Raw genomic sequence first — 19,489 nt, 5'->3', positions numbered from 1 at the left:
CGGAGGTCACACTGGCCATGGACTCCGCCACCCTCCTGCGCAACCGGAATCTCGCGGTCCGGGTGGTTTCCCTGCCCTCACCCGAAACCTTCGATGCCCAGGACGCAGACTATCGCGAAAGCGTCCTGCCCGATGGCGTGCGCACCCGTCTGGCCATAGAGGCCGCAAGCACGATGTACTGGTCGCGTTATGTGGGGCTCGATGGTGATGTCGTGGGCATGACGGGCTTTGGTGAATCCGGCCCGGCACAGGATCTGTTCCGCCATTTCGGCTTCACGACAGCCAATGTCGTCACGCGCGCCGAAGCGCTTCTCGCCCGTCACGCCAGACGCCGTAGCGCCTGACAACACGCCCTTTCCCGGCATTTTTGCGGGCGGCACCCACCCATGCCGCCCCCACCCATACTGGATAAATTCATGGACCTTTTCGATCTCTCCGGCGATGTCGCTTTTGTCACCGGGGCCGGAAGCGGCATCGGGCAACAGATCGCCATCGGCCTTGCCGAAGCCGGTGCTTCGGTTGCCTGTTTCGACCTCCCCGGCTCACGTCAGGGCCTCGACGAGACCGCCGACCGTATCCGCGGTCTCAAACGTGCCGCGCTGGTCTGCACCGGTGATGCAACCGACGAAACCAGCCTGGCCGACGCCATTGCGGCCACACAGGCCGAACTCGGCCTGCTTTCGGTTGCCGTCAATGCCGCAGGCATCGCCAATGCCGCCCCGGCCGAGGAGATGGGACGCGACCAGTGGCAGCGCGTGCTCGATATCAATACGACAGGCGTCTTCCTCTCCTCTCAGGCCGAGGGTCGCGCCATGCTGGCCAATGGTCGCGGGTCAATCGTCAACATCGCCTCCATGTCCGGCGTGATCGTCAATCGCGGTCTGATGCAGGCGCATTACAATGCGTCCAAAGCCGCCGTCATTCATCTGAGCAAAAGCCTCGCGATGGAATGGGCAACGCGCGGCGTGCGTGTGAACACCATCAGCCCCGGCTATACCGCTACCCCCATGAACACCCGCCCCGAATGGGCCGAGCGTGTGAAGGTGTTCGAGAACGACACCCCCATGAACCGCATTGCCGTCCCGCGCGAAATGGTGGGGCCCGCCATTTTCCTCTCCTCCCGCGCTGCGTCCTTCTGCACCGGGGTCGACCTGCTTGTAGATGGCGGTTTCTGCTGCTGGTAAGAATGCGCAGGGCTCTGCCCTGAGACCTTCAGAGGGACGGGCGCTTGCGGAACCTGTTTTGCGTCACCCTGTCTTTCGTCCGTTCCACAGGTCGTCTGCAGATGGATAAAGACCCTGTTGCTGGCGCGGCTGTTCAGGGCGCTGCCTTGAAACCCGCAAAGGGGCGTTAGCCCCTTTGATCCCGGATTGTCGTGCCGTTCAGTTTTTACTCATGGGGGGGGGGGGGGCGGGACGTAAGGCCGGATATATCGGCCTTGTAAGCTGAACCCATTCGACGCGCCCTCTACGCCTTGTCCTGCGTCACTGCGTTTCGTGTCGCAGATGATCTGCGCACTCGGCCTCGAAAACGGGCTTATTCTCGGCCTTCAGGAGGTAAGACGCTCTATGGGAAGTTCGAGCGTGTGCTTGATTTCCGACAGAGCCACCATTGAATTGACCTCCTGTATCCCCGGGATCAGGGCCAGTCTTTTCAGAAAGAACTGCTCGTAGGATTCGATATCCCGCGTCACGATGCGCAGGATGAAATCGACCGAGCCAAGCAGAACATAGCAATCCTGCACCTCAGGGAATTCGCGTATAGCCTCTTCAAACGCAGCCAGATTGGCGCGGGCATGGGCTGTGAGCTTCACCAGAGCATAAACCTGCGCGTTCAGCCCGATCTTGCGCCGATCCACCAGATAGACCTGTTTTTGCAGGATTCCGGATTCCTTGAGGCGCTGTATGCGACGCCAGCATGGCGCCTGCGAGAGCCCGACAGATTCGGCCAGCTCAGCCGTCGGGCGTGATGCATCCTGCTGAAGCAACTGCAACAGATGGCGGTCAATCGCATCCAGATCTTCAAGCATCTTCATACCTCAAAAATGATCTTTTGCCGCATATTTTATGCGTGTGATTTACATTCTGGAAGCTGAAAACGCAATTTTTATCAGAAGATTGCATGATACCGTTCCGGCAAAGGGATGCTGGCTCAACTGGCCGACATCCCGCAAAAACGCCCTTTCTGGAGCCAGACCATGTCAGCCAGCTTCGCCAAGACAAGCACGCTCGACGCCCGCAGTGGTGCCGATATCCTGCTCGAAATCCTCGCGAGTGAGGGGGTCGAGTATATCTTCGGCAATCCCGGCACGACGGAACTCCCTCTTATGGACAGTCTGCTGCGCAGGCCCGATATCAGCTACATCCTCGCCCTGCAGGAGGCGAGCGCTGTGGCCATGGCCGATGGCTATGCCCAGGCAGCGGGCCGACCGGGTTTTCTAAACCTGCATACAGCAGGCGGGCTGGGTCATGGCATGGGTAATCTGCTCAACGCCCATGTCTCGCAAACACCCCTTGTCGTCACGGCAGGGCAGCAGGATCTGCGCCACGCCGTTACCGATCCGCTCCTGTTTGGTGATCTTCTGAAAATTGCCGAGCCTGCGGTGAAATGGGGCAAGGAAGTTGCCTCTGCCGAGCAACTTCCCACGCTGGTTCGGCGCGCCTTTCACGACGCCGATGCCGCACCTTCCGGCCCGGTCTTTCTGTCCCTGCCCATGGACGTGATGGAGGAGATGAGCACCGTCAGTGCCGGGGCCCCTTCACGCATCGACCGCAATGCCATCGCCGGCGCCCTGCCAGAACTGGCAAATGCCCTTGCCGCCATCGCGCCCGGGCGCCTTGCCCTGATTGCAGGCGACGAAATCCATGCCAGCCGCGCCGCTGCCGAAACGGCAACTTTGGCCGAGACACTGGGGGCGCCCGTCTATGGCTCTTCGTGGCCCTCGCGCGTCCCTTTCCCGACCGCCCATCCGCTATGGCGTGGTAACCTGCCCACCACGGCGCGCGGTATTGCCGAAGTGCTCTCCCAGTATGACGCCATTTTCGCTATTGGCGGCAAATCGCTCATCACCATTCTCTACACCGAAGGCTCGGCTATTCCTGAGGGGTGTACCGTCTACCAGCTTTCTGCCGATGTGAACGATCTGGGGCGCACCTATCCCACGGCGCTTTCTACCTGCGGCCATCTGAAAGCATCGCTCAACGCGCTTCAGTCACTGGTGGAAAAGGCCTCGCTTGCCCATGCCCCCGCCTATGACGCCCTGCGCCGCAAAGCGGCCACGCAGCGCGCCTCGGAGCGCGCCACCCTTCATGGCCGCGCTGATGCGGCCATGAATGAGGCGGTCATCCCACCCATTCTGGCTGCGCGTGAGGCCGTACGGGCTATCGGCCCTGACACCCCGATCGTGGATGAGGCCATTGCAACATCGGGCTTTGTCCGCAGCTTTCTCGAAAGCAGTGATCCGTCTCAGTACTCCTTTCTGCGCGGCGGGGCTTTGGGGTGGGGTATGCCCGCTGCCATCGGCTGCTCACTCGGCCTGAAGCGCGAGCCTGTCGTGTGCCTCGTGGGTGATGGCGCGGCGCTTTATTCGCCTCAGGCGCTCTGGACGGCTGCTCACGAACACCTCCCCATCACCTTCGTTGTCATGAATAACTGCGAATATAACGTGCTGAAAAACTTCATGCGTGGTCAGCAGAACTACACGGCTGCACAGACCGGGCGCTTCATCGCAATGGATATCGTTAACCCCACCATCGATTATCAGGCTCTCGCCACCTCCATGGGCCTGCCTGCCCAGCGCCTGACACGCGCTGGCGATATCGCCCCCGCCATTCAGGCTGGTATTGCGAGCGGCAAGGCCAATCTGATCGAGATCATGATCAGCCGCTGAATGTTGCGGCGAGGGTTCTGCCCTCGCCCCCACACGGGGCCTCGCTGCACTAAACCCGCTTTTACAACGCCAGATGGAAGAACTGGTTATGCGCGGTGGCCTTATACGGGCCGAAGGGCGGACCACTCTCGAACCCGTAGCGGCGATAGAGCCTTATCGCAGCCTCGAACGATGGTGACGTCCCGGTTTCGAGGCTCAATCGCATCAGACCATGCGCTCTGGCAGCCTCGATAAGCGTGCCCAGTATGGCCGCTCCAGCGCCACGTCCGAGAAAATCAGGGTGGGTCCGCATGGATTTGACCTCGCCCACCCCCTCTCCAAATTGCTTCAGCGCCCCAATGGCGGCGACACGACCCTCGATACGCGCAGTCCATACCGTAACCTCGGGCGTGGTCAGTCCTGAGAGATCGAGGGCAAACCGGAATGCCTCTGGCGTACTTTCCGCCATGCCCGACAAATGCAAGGCTAGCAGCGCCCGGCTTTCCGCGCTGGAGAGATCGTCGATCCCTATTTCCATGAGCCAATATGCCTTCCCTGTTGCCTGAGCCGCTTCAGAGCAGGAGAATGATCGCAAAGTCGTACGCGGCCCCTGTGCTCTCCTGCATTTGCCTGATGATGGGCACACCTTCCCAAGGATCGTTGCCTTTGTCAGCCATTTTTCCACACAGCGTTCTCGACCGGGCCGAAGCGTATCTGGCTTCCCAGCCAATTCAGGGTGGAGGCACCTTGCTCGACGCATCCGGCGCCGTCCTCTATAGCGGCGTCATGACGCTTGTACCGGGTCCGGTCTATTTCCTTGGGCTTAATCCCGGGGGGAGCCCTGACAACAACCGTGACGGGACCATACGACATGCACTGGCTGCCAGCCGAGCAGGGATAAATGCGTTTCTGGACCAGTCATGGGGTGATCCGCCAAGAAACTCACCCTCAGGAGAGGCGCCGTTACAGCGCCGTATACGCAAACTGTTTGCGATGATGGGGCTGGAGACACGCAAGATTGCCGCGAGCAATCTAGTATTTACCCGGTCGCGCAATCTGCGTTTGCATATGAATTTTGAGAACGCGATTGCGCAATGCCGCCCTGTTCATGAATTCTTCATCAACGCTATCCAGCCGGAATTAATCCTTACGCACGGCAACCGCGATACATTCAGACAGGGAATAGGCGCGCATTTTACCAAAAATCACGAGGCGCATCATGCTGGCTGGAAAATTCACTTAGGCACATGCGCGATTGCCGGACGGACCATTCCCGTCATGAACATGCCTCACCTTTCATTCTGGGCCATCAATGCGGCAACGCAACAAGCCGAGCGACGACGTGCCATTCTTCGCACCCTTTTCAAGGAATATGGTTTTTCACCACGATAACCCGCCATCAATGACCCGCTCCGCAATCAGGGCCATTCGCCAGATCACGGCACTTCAAACTTGGTCAAAAGCCAGCCATAGCCCGCCAACAGATCCTCGGGATGCCGGCGTGTCAGCGCGGCCAGACAGGCGACATGCTCGAGGGGGCCCGCTGTCCCACCGCCATAGCGCCCATATTCGGCATGGCAGAATTGGTCCCGCTAGACCAGCCAATTGCGTTCAGCCTGCCTCAGCGCCTCACGATCGCTTAATCGCGGCTGATCGCTACGCTGAAACAGGGTAATTATTCGTTGATAATCCCTGTTGAGCGCAGCGTCCTCCTGCCGCCTGACCTTTTCAAAACAGTCATAAGTTCCAGCCTGTCCCATTTGCCCATCCTAGCTCCTACAGGCTGCCATGAGCGGCCTGTCCTCGTTCATTCTCTGGGCATGGGCAGAAGGGGAAATGCCGCAAAGAACAGCGACGGTGAACTGAAGCGCGATCTTCTTCATTGTTCATGATTTCTTGAGAAAACATTGAACTGAAACGCCTGAGTCGTGCCGTTCGGCGTTTCATGTAAGTGATCGACCGTTCGGAGCAGGGTAGAATCATTTCCCAGCAAAGCACACAACGATGCGCTGTCATGACGCATCACAGGCATGCCGGAACAGCGACGGGGCCCATCCGGGGAAAAACCGCCTATGACTGCAATGCCACCGGGCGCGAGAGCTGATCGCAAGGCGGCAACGTAGCGTGCCTGATCGGCGGCTTCTGTCAGGAAATGCAGCGCCGCGCGGTCGTGCCAGACCGTGTAGTGCCTGTCTGGCGACCATGCCGTGACATCAGCGACAATCACATGATGCCGCGTGCCGAAAGGCGCGAGCCGTCTGGCAACACCAGACAGGGCGACAGCAGAAAGATCGAGGCTTGTGACCTCGGAAAATCCAGCTTCAAGAAGCCTGTCGGGCAAGAATGAGGCCCCGCCCCCGATATCGATTACCGGCCCCTTCCCGGGGGCCGCTTCCATAATCAGGTCAAGCGATAGGGTTGGACAGGGCTCGTACCAGCTACAGCCTGTCGAGGGTTTGTCCGTATAGACCCTGTCCCAGTAATCCTGACGACGCTCCATGTTCTCTTGCCCTTCATACTACCCCCGGTTCTCTGTCCTGCCGCCCGGCTCGATAAAATACCGGCCTCTAGCCCGGATGGGCATATACAGACCGCGCAAAAACCGTCCTATCCAACGCGATGACAACCCCAGCTCGTGCCAGATCAACCGCCAAGGAATGCGTGATGTGTTCTGAGCAGCCTTGCCTGCGTGTGGGCCTTTGCAGGTCTCTCCCATGCGTGTCGGTCCGAGGCAGCACAGTTCACTGCCTGCTTGATCTGAATTCTCAACCAGTCACACATCAACGCCAGATCAACACTATATGTCGAATTGAATTCTGTTCGATGAATTCTTGATGACTTCCCCGTTTTGAGTAGTCGCTCCTTCTGCAATGCTCTTTGATGCGCCGCGTCAATCCCTGCCTTTTCAGGATCTGTCGATGCGCTTTCGCCACCTGCCTCATTCATTTCCAACAATCAGCCACACGATGCTTGTCTCAGGGCTTGTCTCGGGGCTTGCCGTGGGGTTTGCCTTTGCCCCAGCATCATGGGCCCGGGATCATGCCCCGTTGGAAACACGCGCAATCTCACACGCCGTGGACGACGCCGTGCATGTCAACCAGATCCAGGTGATCGGCACCCATAATTCATATCGGCGCGATATCTCGCCGGTGACACTGCAATGGCTGACCAGCCTCTCCCCGCAGGCCGCGGTTGCACTCGATTATCATCACGACACCCTGACAGCCCAGCTCGATCACGGTGTCCGCCAACTCGAGATCGACATCTATGCCGATACGCAAGGCGGCCGTTATGCCCATCCCAAAGGTGCCGAATGGGAGCGAAAGGCAGGGCTGACCCCCGATGCCGATCCGACCCCGGCACAGGCCATGCAGGGCACGGATTTCAAGGTGATGCATATTGTCGATATCGATCAGAGATCGAGCTGCCAGCCTTTCCGCGCCTGTCTTGAACAGATCAAGGCATGGTCTGACGCCCACCCCAACCATGTACCGGTCTTCATCGATCTGGAAACCAAGCAGGATATCCCTTTTGGCGGAGGCAAGCTGCCCTTCACGCCTCCTGAAGTTTTCACGCCAGCCACTTACGACCGGCTAGACGCCGAGCTTGTGGCTGTTTTCGGTCGCAATCGCATCATCACCCCCGATGACGTGCGTGGCGATGCCCCGACACTCGATGAAGGGGTCAGAAAGCATGGCTGGCCTGCGCTGTCACAGGCACGGGGCAAGATCGTGTTCCTGTTTGATCGCCCGCATGACACGGCACGCTACGTCAAGGATCACCCGGCCCTGCGCAATCGTATCGTGTTCACCAATGCGCATCCCGGCAATCCGGATTGCGGCTTTACCGAGGTGAATGAGGGATTCATCGGGGCCAAGGGCAATGGCAGCGATGCGGTGGACAACAAGGCTGCGGCAACGACCATCCCTGCCCTCGTGAAACAGGGCTATCTCGTGCGCACCCGGGCCGATGCCAACACGATCGAGGCGCGTCAGAATGCGCTTGAGCGTCGTGACGTGGCTTTTTCATCCGGCGCACAGTTGATCAGCACCGATTATCCAACCTTCGAGCCAGCACCCTGGCACAACTACTCGGTCGGGTTCGGGCATGGGCTGGTGGCCCGATGCAATCCGGTCAATGCGCCAGCCTCCTGCCGCTCTTCGGCTCTTGAGCCATAAGGCACCCGACGTCGGCATCATGCTGGTCTGTTAATCTTTGATGACGGCGGGAATGTCATGCCGATATTTCCGCCTCTTGCTCCATTTCTTCATGTCCAGACCAAACGATCCGAGACATGTTCATGAAACGCTTATCTCTTTTTCTCGCCGCCTCCGCGCTCACGGTACTCTCATCGTCCGGTCATGCGCAGAATGCGCCAGGCGCCGTGCCGGCATCGCCCGACGAGGCAGTTCACCTCAACGAAATTCAGGTGATTGGCACCCATAATTCCTACCGTGCCGCCATGTCGCCCGTCACCATGCAGTGGCTTTCAAAAGTCGCTCCTGACGCCGCAATCACGCTCGACTATCAGCACGCGCCGCTTTCCGTGCAGTTCGATCACGGTATCAGGCAAATCGAGCTCGACCTTTATGCCGACATGAAGGGCGGGCGTTATGCCCATCCCAAGGGTCCCGACTGGCTGCGCAAGGCAGGCCTCACCCCGGAGGCCGATCCTGTCGATCCAGCCATCATGCAAGGCAATGACTTCAAGGTCATGCATATCGTCGATATCGACCAGCGTTCGACCTGCCAGCCGCTCAAGGCCTGCCTTGGCATCATCCACACCTGGTCAGACGCCCATCCGGGGCATTTGCCGATTTTCGTCGATCTGGAGACGAAGCAATCCGCGCCACCGGGAAAAGTCCCCTTCACGCAGCCTGAAATTTTCACTCCGGCCACCTATGACCGTCTTGACGCCGAACTGCTGGAAGTTTTCGGACGCAACCGTATTCTGGCGCCGGATGATGTGCGTGGTGACGCCCCGGATCTGAACACGGCCATACGCAGCAAAGGCTGGCCCAGCCTCGCCAAAGCCCGGGGCAAGATTGTCTTCGTGTTCGAGCGCCCTCATGACACTGCGCGCTATCTGGTAGGGCACCCGGCGCTCAAGGGACGGCTGATCTTTCCCAATGGCCGGCCCGGCGAGCCGACATGTGCCTTTACTGAAATCAACGAAGGTTTTGTAGGCAAGAAGATCGGTGAGTTCGAGGCGGTAGATAATGCCAGAGCGGCAAAGATCGTGCCCGATCTGGTCCGACAGGGTTATCTCATTAGAACACGTGCCGATGGCGATACGCTGGAGGCGCGTCACAACGATATTGCCCGTCGTCAGACCGCATTCAAGGATGGCGCACAGCTGATCAGCACGGATTATCCGCTTTATGCCCCTGCCCGCTGGCACGATTACAGCGTGTCATTTCCGGGTGGGGCCATGATGCGTTGCAACCCGGTCAATGCCCCTGCTTCCTGCCGCGATTCGGCGCTGGAACCCACCGCGCCCAAACTCTGAGCGCCGCCCCGGAACACAGGAAAACAGGGGTAAGGGGAAGAAAATGCAAAATTCTTTCTTTCCCCCTGTTGCCAAACACAATGAGGGCTGGTAGTTCCCCCTTCACCGAAGACGAGGTCGCTACAAGCCTCCTCCGACGCGGTCGCCGGAGCGGAAACGCTCCATGCGGGTGTAGCTCAGTTGGTTAGAGCGCCGGCCTGTCACGCCGGAGGTCGCGGGTTCGAGCCCCGTCACTCGCGCCACTTTCCCATGAAAATATGAGAAAATGGTGCATTACGCTGCCATCGTGCGCGTATCACCCATTGATCGACCGATCATGCCGGGCCGAGGCGCCCTGCCTCAGCCCCGGGCACCACGCGACCTTGTCTCATGTCGCGAGATAGGCATCCAGCACCGCGCTGGACGGACCATCGAGGCGGATACGCCCTTCCTCAAGCCAGATCAAACGCGTGCACCATTTCCGCATAATTTCGGGCTGATGCGATGACATGATGAGCACATCCGCATCCTGTACGAGCGCTTCCAACCGCTTTTTCGCCTTTTCCATGAAGGTGATGTCACCCGCCATGAACCATTCATCCATCAGCAGCACGTCGGGCGTGATGGCTGTCGCCAGCCCAAAAGCCAGACGCACCAGCATACCGCTGCTGTAGGTCTTGACCGGCAGGGCGATGAAGTCGCCCAGTTCGGCAAATTCGGCGACATTCTCGAGCACGGATTTCGTCCCCGCGCCGCTCATGCCATGAGAGAGGCAGCGCAGTCGCACGTTCTCCAGGCCTGTCAGCTCCATGTTCATGCCGAGCTGGGTATCAAGAAGCGTACCAATCGTACCGCGGATGCGCACCCGGCCTGCAACAGGCTCATAAATACCGGCCAGCGCCCGCAGCAGGGTCGTCTTGCCAGCACCATTGCCACCGATCAAACCGAGCCGCTCACCGCTCTGCAAGCCAAAGGTAACGTCCCTGAGCACGTCTACTGTAACGCGATGACGGGCATCCTCGATGAGGGCACTTCCCGCGCGATGGACCGACCGGTTGGCCACAGCTCGGGCCATGGAGCGTTTCAGGGTTCGACTGTCCGCATGATAGACCGGAAAACTGAGCGATAGGTCATCCACAAGAACTCTGGTCATGTTCAAACCCAGTACGCGATGCGTGCGCGAAAGCGCGTGAAGACGAGAACCGCAAAACCGATCAGAACAGCGCTATGCGCCAGGGCGACCTCCCACAGGGCAAGAGGGGTTGGTTCTCCCAGCAGCGGCGTGCGCATGATGGCGATCAGCGAATAGAACGGGTCGAGCAATATCCAATGCTGGAGCGTCCCGACCAGTTCGGGGCGCCAGATGATGGGGGTGATAAAAAAGAACACCTGAAGCAGGGATTGCACAATGGGGGGGATATCGCGAAAGCGCGCCCCCAACAGACCCAGACACAGCATCAGCGCGAAGCTGTCCACCAGCCAGAGTGCCAATGCTGGCAGAACCAGCCAGATATGAAGCGGTGTCACATGGAAGATGAGAAACACGACCAACACGACCACCGCATTATGCAACAGAACAAGGATATTGCGCGTGATGGCCTGCAGCGCAAAGACACTGAACGGCATACGTGCCGCCTGGATCATGCGACTTTCCTGAGAAAATACTGTCGTGCTTTCTCCAATCAGTGTCGAGATATACCCCCACAACACCAGCGACAGCGCGAGGAAGGGAAGATAATCCTTGATGACCATGTTGAAGAGTTCGGCATAGAGAAAGCCGAGCGCTGCCACCATGACGGCAGTGGTGATGGTCAACCAGAACGGCCCCAGCATCGAACCACGATATCGCATCTTGATATCGAGCCAACCGAGCATCATCGCGAGAGGCAACAGGCGTAGCCCTGCACGCAAATCGGCCAGGGCTGCCCTGAAACGTCCGGCGGCGGTCAGGGGGAACAGATCGAGGATAGGCTCTTTTCGACCTGACTCTGCCTTGATTGTGTTCATGCTTCTTGCTCTTCGCTGGATCAGGAGGAAAGCTCTACCTGCTCCGCCGCCTTCCTCCAAGAGCGGGGACGCGCGATGCATTCCGTTCCGGACAAAATCCGGTGTCCTGCGGCGGCAGACGAGGGCTCGAGATGGATTCACGACGGTAGAGTCGGCTATGATTGCTGTTCATTGTGCGGGACAAGCAAGCAGGCATGGACGGTGGCGATTACTTCATGATCGGTTTTGTCTTCGCGACATACGCGATCGGCCCGCTGCTGGCTGCCTTTCTGGTACGACGTATCAACCGGTCAGGCCTGTTTGAAGAGCAGGACGACTAGATCAGACGTCAACCTGCCACGCCTTTGCCTGGCTCGCGCTTTCGAGACAGGAGGAACTGCCCAGACCACCCTCCTCATACACTTTCGCTGTTGATAAAAGGCACTCCCAAAGCGTCAAAAACGCAGCGTCATTCCCTGTCTGGCCAGAGTAAAATGAAAGCCTAACCGGTTGTCCCGATCCAGATCGTTGCGGATACGCGTCTGCGCCGTCGGTCCGGCGTCAAGCAGGGGCTTGATGTGCGAAACCAGAACGGGAAAACCCGTCATGGACACGCCTGCAATGGCCTGAAGTGCCGCGAGTTCTGACAGCAGCCATCGAGGCGTCAGATGACCAAAAAGCTGTTTATCCGCCCGTCGGTTGTCATACGAACATTCGATGATAATCCCGCGCAAATGGCCAGTTCTTATCAATGGGGCCACCTCGTGCCAGAGCGCCGCCAGATGGCCTCCCGGCTCGATGGCATCCGGGCCGGTATCTCCGAGATAAAGCAGGGCATCCTGACCGGAATGGAGGAGAAAGGCCGTGGATTCCACCCCGCCATGACTCAGCGGATAAGCCGTGACGCTCAGCGGCGTTCCTGAGAGCGGCATTGTCTGACCCGGCGTGAGGTCATGATAGTGAAGCAGCCCAAAAGCCGGTTTCACCCCTCTGTCACCCAGATTGGGCCAGACACGGTGATTGAAGAGATCATCCTGAAGCACCGACAGAACCGAGGGAAGGGCATAGACTGGCTTGCCCGGATCCTCAGGCGAGATGGCCACCAGACCTGCCACATGATCGAGATGGGCATGGCTCAGCAGATAGCCCTTGATCACACGATGGAGGATCACCCCACTGCGTGAGGCTGATGGGTCTGGGCCCAGATCGATGTCATCGAAGGCATGGGCCGCATCGGCTTTTTCGATACCGTTGAGGACTGTGCCTGCATCCAGAAGCACACCGGACGACGTTCCCGCTTCCCGGACCAGATAGGCGCTCAGATTACCATCCTCGAGCCCGCCGGCCGCCCCCAGGACAGTTACGTCAAACTCATGCGCCTGAACAGTGGCAATGGGCACCATCAGGGCAAGCAGCAATAGCCTGATCATGCTTGAAGGGAGCGCAGGCAATAGATTCGCGGGTAATCGGTAAGAAATCATCGGGCCTCCGGCATCATGACGACTGAACCCCATGCCAGCTTCTCCCCGCATGACGAAAGATATTTGGCAGCGATACCAGTAAGCCGCACCCGATTGGCAGGGCTCAGGCGCAGTTCAGTCCGGCATGAAAACAACCCGGTCCTGACCCGCAGCAAAGCGGTGGCACCGGCTGATCAGCAGTAATAAAACGCGTCATGACTGGCAAGCAATCGCAACGCATGTAACAGTTGGACGAACCGCCTTGGTAAAGAGCGCCGAAATGTCCCGCAGAAACGCCTTCATATGCTGCCTGCCCCTGATGATGGGCCTTCTCTTACTGGCAGGGTGCGATGACCAGCCACCGCTTCAGCCCGGTCATTGCGAGATCCGGACATTGGGCCGCCTGAGGCTGCGCAGTCTGGCATCGATCCCGGTGGTTGAGGCCAGGATCGATGGCAAGCCCGTATTGTTCATGGTCGATACCGGCGCTTTCAACTCTGTCATCTTCAAAAAAAATGCCAGCATGCTCAGCCTGAACTACACAGGCGTGACAGCTCAGGTTAGAGGTGTGCATGGCATCGAAAGCAGCGCCGTTGTTCGCATCGACAGGCTTGATCTGGGCTCCGGAGCCACGACCGACCATGCGTTTGTCCTCACAGAGTCGATGGCGCCCCGAACGCCCAAAGGGTTGCCCCCTATTGTCGGACTGCTCGGCGCAGAGCTGCTGATGGCGTCCGATCTGGTGATCGATATGCCGCATCATGCGATGTATATGCTCGACATGCGCCGGTGCCCCTATATCACCCCCTACTGGCAGGGAACGGTCCACAAGATACCTATCGAACGGGACTGGGACGACAACAAGGTTCGCCTGACATTCACCATCGATGGCAGCAAGCCGATCCCGGCAATTTTCGACACAGGCTCCTCCCACGTTCTGCTGCCTTATTCACTGGCCCATGAGAAAATCGGCATCACCCGTCGCGACCTCAAGAACGACCCGTCAAGCACGGACAGCATGGCCGTTGGAGAGGACACGGTTACGAGCTATCATCAGCAATTCGACCATCTCGATATGGCAGATTTCCGTATCAGCAATGCGTGGGTGACCATTGATGATGCGGATAATATCGACCATGCCCTGTTCGGTGCGCGATTCCTGCATCAGACCCGCATCTGGCTGACCACGAAGGATGTGATGTATGTGCAGCACGTCTCGGAAATGAAGGATGCGCCGCCCATTCCCATCACCCCGGTCGCTGGCGTTACACCGGTGACGAAATAACCCGGCCGCCCCTTATTCGTTGTTTTTTCACTTGCATATACAGCCCGCCTCGCCGACATGCGGAGCATGCCATACGCTGTGAAGGAAATGTTTGCGACACTGCAGGGAGAAGGGGCTCATACCGGGCGCGCCTCCGTGTTCTGCCGCTTTACCGGATGCAATCTCTGGTCGGGTCGCGAGGAAGATCGTCACAAGGCGGCCTGTCAGTTCTGTGATACCGATTTCATCGGAACGGATGGCGAAGGCGGCGGGCGTTTCGCAACGGCCGACGCTCTGGCTGAGGCCCTTGTGCGATGCTGGCAGAGCGAAGCTAGCGATCAGGCAGGACGTTATGTCGTGTTCACAGGCGGCGAACCGCTCTTGCAGATCGATCCCGCGCTGATCGCTGCTGTCAAAGCGGCAGATTTTGAGATTGCAATCGAGAGCAATGGCACGATTAACGCCCCGAAGGGGATCGACTGGATCTGTGTGAGTCCCAAGCCGTCCAGCACTGTCACACAACAGACCGGTCAGGAACTCAAACTGGTCTTCCCGCAGGAAAGCCTGCCCCCCGAGCTGTTTGAGGGCTGGGATTTCGAGCATTTCTGGCTGCAACCCATGGACGGGCCGGATCGCATCGCCAATACCGCCAGGGCCGTCGCCTATTGCCTGAAGCACCCGCGCTGGCGTCTGTCCCTGCAAACCCACAAGCTGATCGGGATTCCCTGATGCTCTCTGATGATACGGCCATCGTCCTTTTTTCAGGTGGGCAGGATTCGGCGACCTGTCTCGCCTGGGCGCTCGACCGCTTTGAACATGTCGAGACCCTCGGTTTCGCCTATGGCCAGCGTCATGCGATCGAGCTGGAATGCCGCGATACCTTGCGCGATGCCATGACGCGCCAGAACCCGCAATGGCGTGAGCGTCTTGGACCGGACCATACGCTCGATCTCTCGGTGCTGGGGCAGATTTCGGAAACGGCCCTGACGCGCGAAGCGGCGATCGAGATGAACGAGAACGGCCTGCCCTCAACCTTCGTGCCGGGGCGCAATCTGCTCTTTCTGAGTTTTGCCGCGACGCTTGGCGTTCGGCGCAACGCCCGCCATATCGTGACAGGCGTGTGCGAGACTGATTACTCCGGTTATCCTGATTGCCGCGATGACACCATCAAGGCCCTTCAGGTCGCGCTGAATCTGGGCATGGAAACACGCTTTGTGCTGCATACGCCCCTGATGTGGCTTGACAAGGCGGAAACCTGGCGTCTGGCTGAGCGTATCGGGGGTGACGGGCTGGTGGCGCTTATCAATCGTGAGAGCCATAGCTGCTATATGGGCAACCGCGCCCATCTGCATGACTGGGGCTATGGCTGCGGCACCTGCCCTGCCTGTGAGCTTCGTGCCAAGGGATGGGCCAGTTATGTCAGCGCTTGAACTAAGCTTCACAAGGCGGTTCAGCATGGGGCATCGGCTGATCGCCGATAGCTCGGAGCGTTGTGCCATCCCCCATGGCCATAATGAATTTGTGACCGTCACGTTGCAGGCTCGGGAACCTGCACGGCTGGACGGCGCGCAGAACATGGTCATCCCGTTTGCTGACGCGAAACGGCGATGGCACGATTTTATCGATACACGCCTCGACCATGCCTTTCAGATTTCTTCATCAGATCCATTGCTAAGCTGGTTTCTCACTAATGAGCCTGCCCGGGCAGACAGGCTGGTCGTGACACCGGGGGATCCCACCACGGAGATGATGGCCGCACTGCTCTATGCAAAGCTGCAGGCCTTCCTGCGTGCTGATGGTGACGTGCTATGCTGCACCAGCCTGTCAGTCGAGGAAACACCGACCAACACAGTCTGCCTGACTGGCGGCCCTGAATTCTACCTGCCGGTGACAGACGCTCCCCCAGAGTCCTGTTGGTGGAACCGTGCGGACGATACGATTTCCGATCTTCTGACGCAGAGCTGACGAGACGCCTGCCCCGTCAGGTCCGAGCCTGCTATATCTGCTCCAGGTGGAGCAGGGCAGCACATCACGCTCTTGGTCGCCTGAGGGCTCACTGGTTACAGTCGGGTCAGGCGCCGGCTATCAATGCGTCTGTGACCACTCATGACCGAGCAGCTGCACATGGACACGAAAAGCGCCATGGTCATCGGATTTGATGTCACGTGGTGATGTTACGCCCAGCTTGGCGGGCTCACTGCTGGCGGGCAGTTCAGTCTGAGGCAGGGTTATCGTCTTGCTCATGACCATCTCCTTCACTGGAACAACAACAAGGGAACGTGGCACCAATCTGGCACTGCCATGAAAGAATGGGGCATGAGCCCATTGATTTGTTCCCGTACATCGCTAACGCCCGATGCCCTGAGCAGTTCTGAATCATGGATGAATCGTGGGATTTAATTTCTTGACGTCACGGGAGGCAGATCAAGAAACCAGGCATTCGGGACTCGCGCTCCATCAGAAAAACAGGTCTAAACAGAGCCATGAGACTGCGCGTTATTGATCTTGAAACATCCGGGTCTCACCCCACCGCCTCTGAGGTCATCGAGTTCGGCTCGGTCGATCTTGTCCTGCAGGGCGATACATGGCTGATCGAGCCTGTCCACACACAACTCTTCAAACCGAAAGCGCCGTTGACACCGGAGACACAGGCCGTTCACCATTTGATGGACGAGGATTTTTCCGATGAACTGCCCACGGCCTCGCCAGAAACCCTGAGTGCGCTGGTGCGGCGCGATCCCGTGCCGGACATGCTTTGTGCCCATCATATCGCTTTCGAGCGGCATTTTCTGACCGACACGATTACGGAAGGTCTGCCCTGGCTCTGTACGCTGCGTATCGGTCAGAAACTCTGGCCCGACGCCCCACGACATACAAACCAGATCCTGCGCTACTGGCTCAAGCTCGATCTGGACCGCGCAAGTGCCTCACCCGCCCACCGGGCAGGACCCGATGCCTATGTCACCGCCCATATCCTGCAACGACAGCTCGCCCTGGCCGACCCCGAGGCGCTGCTGCGGCTCACACAGGCGCGCCATGTCCGTCGCGGTGCAGCCTTGCGTGCCGGGCGCGACATGCAGCGTCAGGAGCAGCTTTTTACCTGACGCCCCATCGTGATCCAGCACATCAGGCAGCCGCGCCGTATCTTGCTGTCGCCTTGATGGTCAGGCCCAGCACACCCGGCGCCCCAGCCCGGCGCATCCCCAGAGGTAGCCGTGCATTGCCTCCGGTCCAGCGCATCGGGGCCGCTTCGAGCCCGTTCCAGCCCTCGAGGGCAGCATCGCTCAGATGGGTGTCGATCCGGGTCATGCCGCAGCTATCCCAGAAATGGACATCGCCCACCAGCACGCCGAGATGGCGCCTGTCATCCACAAACGGCCCCTCGGCCATATCGGGACGAGCTGCACGTGAGCGTATGCGGACCTCCTCCATTTCGGACGGGATCTGGAAGATCACCATATCCTCGATTCGCCTGACCGGCTTGATGATCTGTCCATCGACACTCACAAGATGCAGCTCGGCATCTTCATGACCCGACGCACTCTCTTTCTGCGACGCTTCGGATGACAACAGGCCTGCTCGATCGGCCAGTGAACGGTGCAGGGGCTCGACAAAGCTCCGCTCGACACGCAAGGGAGCAGCTCTCTCGGGTTCTGCAATAGCCGGAAGCAGCGGAAGGGGGCTGCCTGTGACGTCCGCCCGCACGACAGGTATCCCTGCCGAAATCGCAGATATTGGCGCCTCATGGGGCTTCAGACCCATGATCTCGCCATGATCGAGAAGGGTCTCGGTCGGCATATTGTTCGACCAGACAATCGCATGGGTCTCGGTACGAAAATGATAGATCTTGAAGCGGGTCCGCGTACGGTCATAGGCAATGCTGTGACCATTGACCAGCATACGCGCCGGTACCAGAGCCCCCTCGATATAGACGCAGTGCTCGGGCGTAATGAAGAGATCACGATCAGGAACGCCACCGCCCAGAGCCCCGGCCCTAAAGCGGACAGGGTATCCCGCCACATCATCAGAACGCGCCGGGTCAACCAGGATTTCGGCCGAACCGACCCACTCGATCCGACGGATACCGGACCCGCCAGCACCATTCACCGAGACCAGATCACCAACGCGCAATGTCTCAACCGCCTGCTCGCCCTCTGGCGTGCGGATCATAGTGCCAGCCAGGAAGCACTTGTCATAGACGAGTTCGGTGCTGCCATCGCTATCGGCTTCCAGATGGAAATCACCCGCCTTGTACGAGCCCGTGAGCGCCGTGGACCAGCTCGTGCCGTCTGAGTGGGTAACTGTCAGGATACCGTTGCTGACTGTGATCTTGCCGCCCGGTTTGTAAGTCAGTCCCTCGATATCGATACGTCCGCGCCACCCGACGCTCAGATTGGTGAGAACAGCGCCGGGTGAGACTGTCAGCAATCCCGCTGCCCCCGTGCTGGACGTCGCGCCGGCCACCACCAGGCCAGCGATGGTCGCCCCGGATGCCACGATCATGGATCCACCGGCGGAGATGACGGCCTTCTGGACCGTAGCCCCAGAAGACACGTTCTGGGTTCCACCCGAGAGAATGGTCGCGCCGCTGACCACCCCGCCGGAAATAACGGCTTCCGACCCACCGGACGCGATTGTGGCACCACTGACTACGCCGCCAGATGACACGACGGCCAGACCGCGTGCAGCGACAAGCTGATTGACGACAAGACCACCCGACAGCGTCAGCCCGGTGCCGCCACTCCCGATCGTCAGGCCACTGATCGTGCCCCCGTTTCCTGCGACAACCGTTCCACCGGCAGAGACAACCGAGCTCGACGCCAAACCACCCTGCACCAGCTGCACGCCCGCACTGAAAATACCCCGGACTGCCAGAGCACCCGACGAGACAACCTGTGTGCCGCCAAAGATACCGCCGATATCCGTCCCGCCGCTGGCAAGCTGCTCGGTCGAGCCCACCTCGAAAGTCCCGCCGGAAACAACCCCGGATCCGGCAAAGGTCTGGCCCTTGATGGTGAACCCGCCGCCAACAATCGCCTGACCGCCATTGAGCACATGAGGCGCAATGGCACTGGCTTGTGCGCCGTTGTAACCGGACAAGTTACCAACAGCGAGACCAGCGCGTGAGGTAATGGTGGCGCTGATGACCACGCCCTGGTTGAGCGCCGCAAACGACCCGCTCTCATAAGCCGTACCACCGTAAGTCGTGCCATTGGCGGCAGCAGCAACCACGCCACCGGAAAGAGCCGTTGCCCCTGATATGATACCACCCGAGGCGAGATCGACCGCTGGATGATCGGTGCCGCCGTTAAGGCCGTAAACAAGATCGCCCGACGTCACCTGGCCGCCAGCGACATAATTGGTCGCCCCGCTGGTGATCGTGGCGCCACTTGTTGTACGGCGAATAGCCAAGGCTGCTCCTT

General features: G+C 59.2%; 21 protein-coding genes and 1 tRNA gene. 13 read left to right on the top strand and 9 right to left on the bottom strand.

The features are described 5' to 3' along the window. On the top strand, window positions 1-344 hold a 344-nt coding region (locus tag P792_RS24585; protein ID WP_023977946.1), incomplete at its 5' end, for a transketolase-like TK C-terminal-containing protein. Window positions 345-416: 72 nt separating this feature from the next. Continuing rightward, window positions 417-1,184 (top strand): SDR family oxidoreductase, encoded by a 768-nt coding sequence (locus P792_RS24580; protein ID WP_023977945.1) that lies wholly within the window; start codon window positions 417-419, stop codon window positions 1,182-1,184. 365 nt (window positions 1,185-1,549) lie between these two features. Here the strand turns inward: P792_RS24580 and P792_RS24575 are convergent, their stop codons facing one another. Then, on the bottom strand, window positions 1,550-2,029 hold the full coding sequence (locus P792_RS24575; protein ID WP_023977944.1) for an Lrp/AsnC family transcriptional regulator: 480 nt from the start codon (window positions 2,027-2,029) through the stop codon (window positions 1,550-1,552). Window positions 2,030-2,197: 168 nt separating this feature from the next. Here P792_RS24575 and P792_RS24570 point away from each other — a divergent pair, with 168 nt between their 5' ends. Then, entirely contained in the window at window positions 2,198-3,889 is a 1,692-nt protein-coding gene (locus P792_RS24570) for a thiamine pyrophosphate-binding protein (RefSeq protein WP_023977943.1), read from the top strand. 61 nt (window positions 3,890-3,950) lie between these two features. Here the strand turns inward: P792_RS24570 and P792_RS24565 are convergent, their stop codons facing one another. Continuing rightward, the gene (locus P792_RS24565) at window positions 3,951-4,406 is read right to left on the bottom strand and encodes a GNAT family N-acetyltransferase (RefSeq protein ID WP_023977942.1); all 456 of its coding nucleotides are present in this window, start codon (window positions 4,404-4,406) and stop codon (window positions 3,951-3,953) included. Between the two features lie 128 nt (window positions 4,407-4,534). Here P792_RS24565 and P792_RS24560 point away from each other — a divergent pair, with 128 nt between their 5' ends. Next, on the top strand, window positions 4,535-5,260 hold the full coding sequence (locus P792_RS24560; protein ID WP_161630814.1) for a hypothetical protein: 726 nt from the start codon (window positions 4,535-4,537) through the stop codon (window positions 5,258-5,260). 200 nt (window positions 5,261-5,460) lie between these two features. On the opposite strand, the gene P792_RS39605 is transcribed toward P792_RS24560, so the two are convergent. Further along, a complete protein-coding gene (locus tag P792_RS39605; RefSeq protein WP_081866709.1) occupies window positions 5,461-5,628 on the bottom strand; it encodes a lysozyme inhibitor LprI family protein in 168 nt (55 codons plus the stop codon). 119 nt (window positions 5,629-5,747) lie between these two features. Further along, the gene (locus tag P792_RS24555; RefSeq protein WP_023977938.1) at window positions 5,748-6,368 is read right to left on the bottom strand and encodes a trans-aconitate 2-methyltransferase; all 621 of its coding nucleotides are present in this window, start codon (window positions 6,366-6,368) and stop codon (window positions 5,748-5,750) included. Between the two features lie 418 nt (window positions 6,369-6,786). On the opposite strand from P792_RS24555, the gene P792_RS24550 reads away from it, so the two are divergent. The 3 genes from P792_RS24550 (at window position 6,787) to P792_RS24540 (ending at window position 9,619) form a co-directional block, all read left to right on the top strand. Continuing rightward, window positions 6,787-8,046, top strand: a complete 1,260-nt coding sequence (locus P792_RS24550) for a phosphatidylinositol-specific phospholipase C1-like protein (protein WP_235075411.1) — start codon at window positions 6,787-6,789, stop codon at window positions 8,044-8,046. Window positions 8,047-8,168: 122 nt separating this feature from the next. Then, window positions 8,169-9,377, top strand: coding sequence for a phosphatidylinositol-specific phospholipase C1-like protein (locus P792_RS24545; RefSeq protein ID WP_031240200.1), 1,209 nt, complete (start codon window positions 8,169-8,171; stop codon window positions 9,375-9,377). A 165-nt stretch (window positions 9,378-9,542) separates the two neighbouring features. After that, window positions 9,543-9,619: transfer RNA gene (locus P792_RS24540), tRNA-Asp, on the top strand. Between the two features lie 125 nt (window positions 9,620-9,744). Here the strand turns inward: P792_RS24540 and P792_RS24535 are convergent. Together P792_RS24535 and P792_RS24530 are read right to left on the bottom strand one after the other, a co-directional pair. Further along, entirely contained in the window at window positions 9,745-10,509 is a 765-nt protein-coding gene (locus tag P792_RS24535) for an ABC transporter ATP-binding protein (protein WP_023977935.1), read from the bottom strand. Between the two features lie 2 nt (window positions 10,510-10,511). Further along, complete coding sequence (locus tag P792_RS24530) at window positions 10,512-11,363, bottom strand: ABC transporter permease (protein ID WP_023977934.1); 852 nt, start codon at window positions 11,361-11,363, stop codon at window positions 10,512-10,514. A 173-nt stretch (window positions 11,364-11,536) separates the two neighbouring features. Between P792_RS24530 and P792_RS37410 the strand changes: the two genes are divergently transcribed. Beyond that, window positions 11,537-11,683 (top strand): hypothetical protein, encoded by a 147-nt coding sequence (locus tag P792_RS37410; protein ID WP_171840641.1) that lies wholly within the window; start codon window positions 11,537-11,539, stop codon window positions 11,681-11,683. A 114-nt stretch (window positions 11,684-11,797) separates the two neighbouring features. Here the strand turns inward: P792_RS37410 and P792_RS24525 are convergent, their stop codons facing one another. After that, window positions 11,798-12,772, bottom strand: coding sequence for an MBL fold metallo-hydrolase (locus P792_RS24525; protein WP_235075410.1), 975 nt, complete (start codon window positions 12,770-12,772; stop codon window positions 11,798-11,800). Between the two features lie 310 nt (window positions 12,773-13,082). Between P792_RS24525 and P792_RS24520 the strand changes: the two genes are divergently transcribed. From P792_RS24520 to P792_RS24505, 4 genes are all read left to right on the top strand, one after another. Beyond that, the gene (locus P792_RS24520; protein ID WP_023977931.1) at window positions 13,083-14,087 is read left to right on the top strand and encodes a retroviral-like aspartic protease family protein; all 1,005 of its coding nucleotides are present in this window, start codon (window positions 13,083-13,085) and stop codon (window positions 14,085-14,087) included. Between the two features lie 66 nt (window positions 14,088-14,153). Further along, window positions 14,154-14,795 carry a 7-carboxy-7-deazaguanine synthase gene (queE, locus tag P792_RS24515; protein ID WP_023977930.1) on the top strand — a complete coding sequence of 214 codons (642 nt, stop codon included), beginning with the start codon at window positions 14,154-14,156 and terminating at the stop codon, window positions 14,793-14,795. Further along, window positions 14,795-15,496: a 7-cyano-7-deazaguanine synthase QueC gene (gene queC, locus P792_RS24510; protein WP_023977929.1), complete on the top strand. Its 702-nt coding sequence runs from the start codon at window positions 14,795-14,797 to the stop codon at window positions 15,494-15,496. The genes queE and queC overlap by 1 nt, the downstream gene beginning before the upstream one ends. Next, window positions 15,483-16,031, top strand: a complete 549-nt coding sequence (locus P792_RS24505) for a 6-carboxytetrahydropterin synthase (RefSeq protein WP_023977928.1) — start codon at window positions 15,483-15,485, stop codon at window positions 16,029-16,031. The genes queC and P792_RS24505 overlap by 14 nt, the downstream gene beginning before the upstream one ends. A 120-nt stretch (window positions 16,032-16,151) precedes the next feature. Here the strand turns inward: P792_RS24505 and P792_RS37405 are convergent, their stop codons facing one another. Next, window positions 16,152-16,310: a hypothetical protein gene (locus P792_RS37405; protein ID WP_155996802.1), complete on the bottom strand. Its 159-nt coding sequence runs from the start codon at window positions 16,308-16,310 to the stop codon at window positions 16,152-16,154. Between the two features lie 239 nt (window positions 16,311-16,549). On the opposite strand from P792_RS37405, the gene P792_RS24500 reads away from it, so the two are divergent. Next, the gene (locus P792_RS24500) at window positions 16,550-17,170 is read left to right on the top strand and encodes a 3'-5' exonuclease (RefSeq protein WP_023977926.1); all 621 of its coding nucleotides are present in this window, start codon (window positions 16,550-16,552) and stop codon (window positions 17,168-17,170) included. 22 nt (window positions 17,171-17,192) lie between these two features. Here the strand turns inward: P792_RS24500 and P792_RS24495 are convergent, their stop codons facing one another. Continuing rightward, window positions 17,193-19,478, bottom strand: coding sequence for a Hint domain-containing protein (locus P792_RS24495; RefSeq protein WP_023977925.1), 2,286 nt, complete (start codon window positions 19,476-19,478; stop codon window positions 17,193-17,195). Between the last annotated feature and the right edge of the window lie 11 nt (window positions 19,479-19,489).

Origin of the sequence: Asaia sp. SF2.1 (assembly GCF_000505765.1) — a bacterium.
In the GTDB taxonomy this organism is placed as follows: Bacteria; Pseudomonadota; Alphaproteobacteria; order Acetobacterales; family Acetobacteraceae; genus Asaia; species Asaia bogorensis.
Note: the sequence above shows the minus strand (reverse complement) of the source record. Positions and strands in the feature narration are given on the sequence as shown.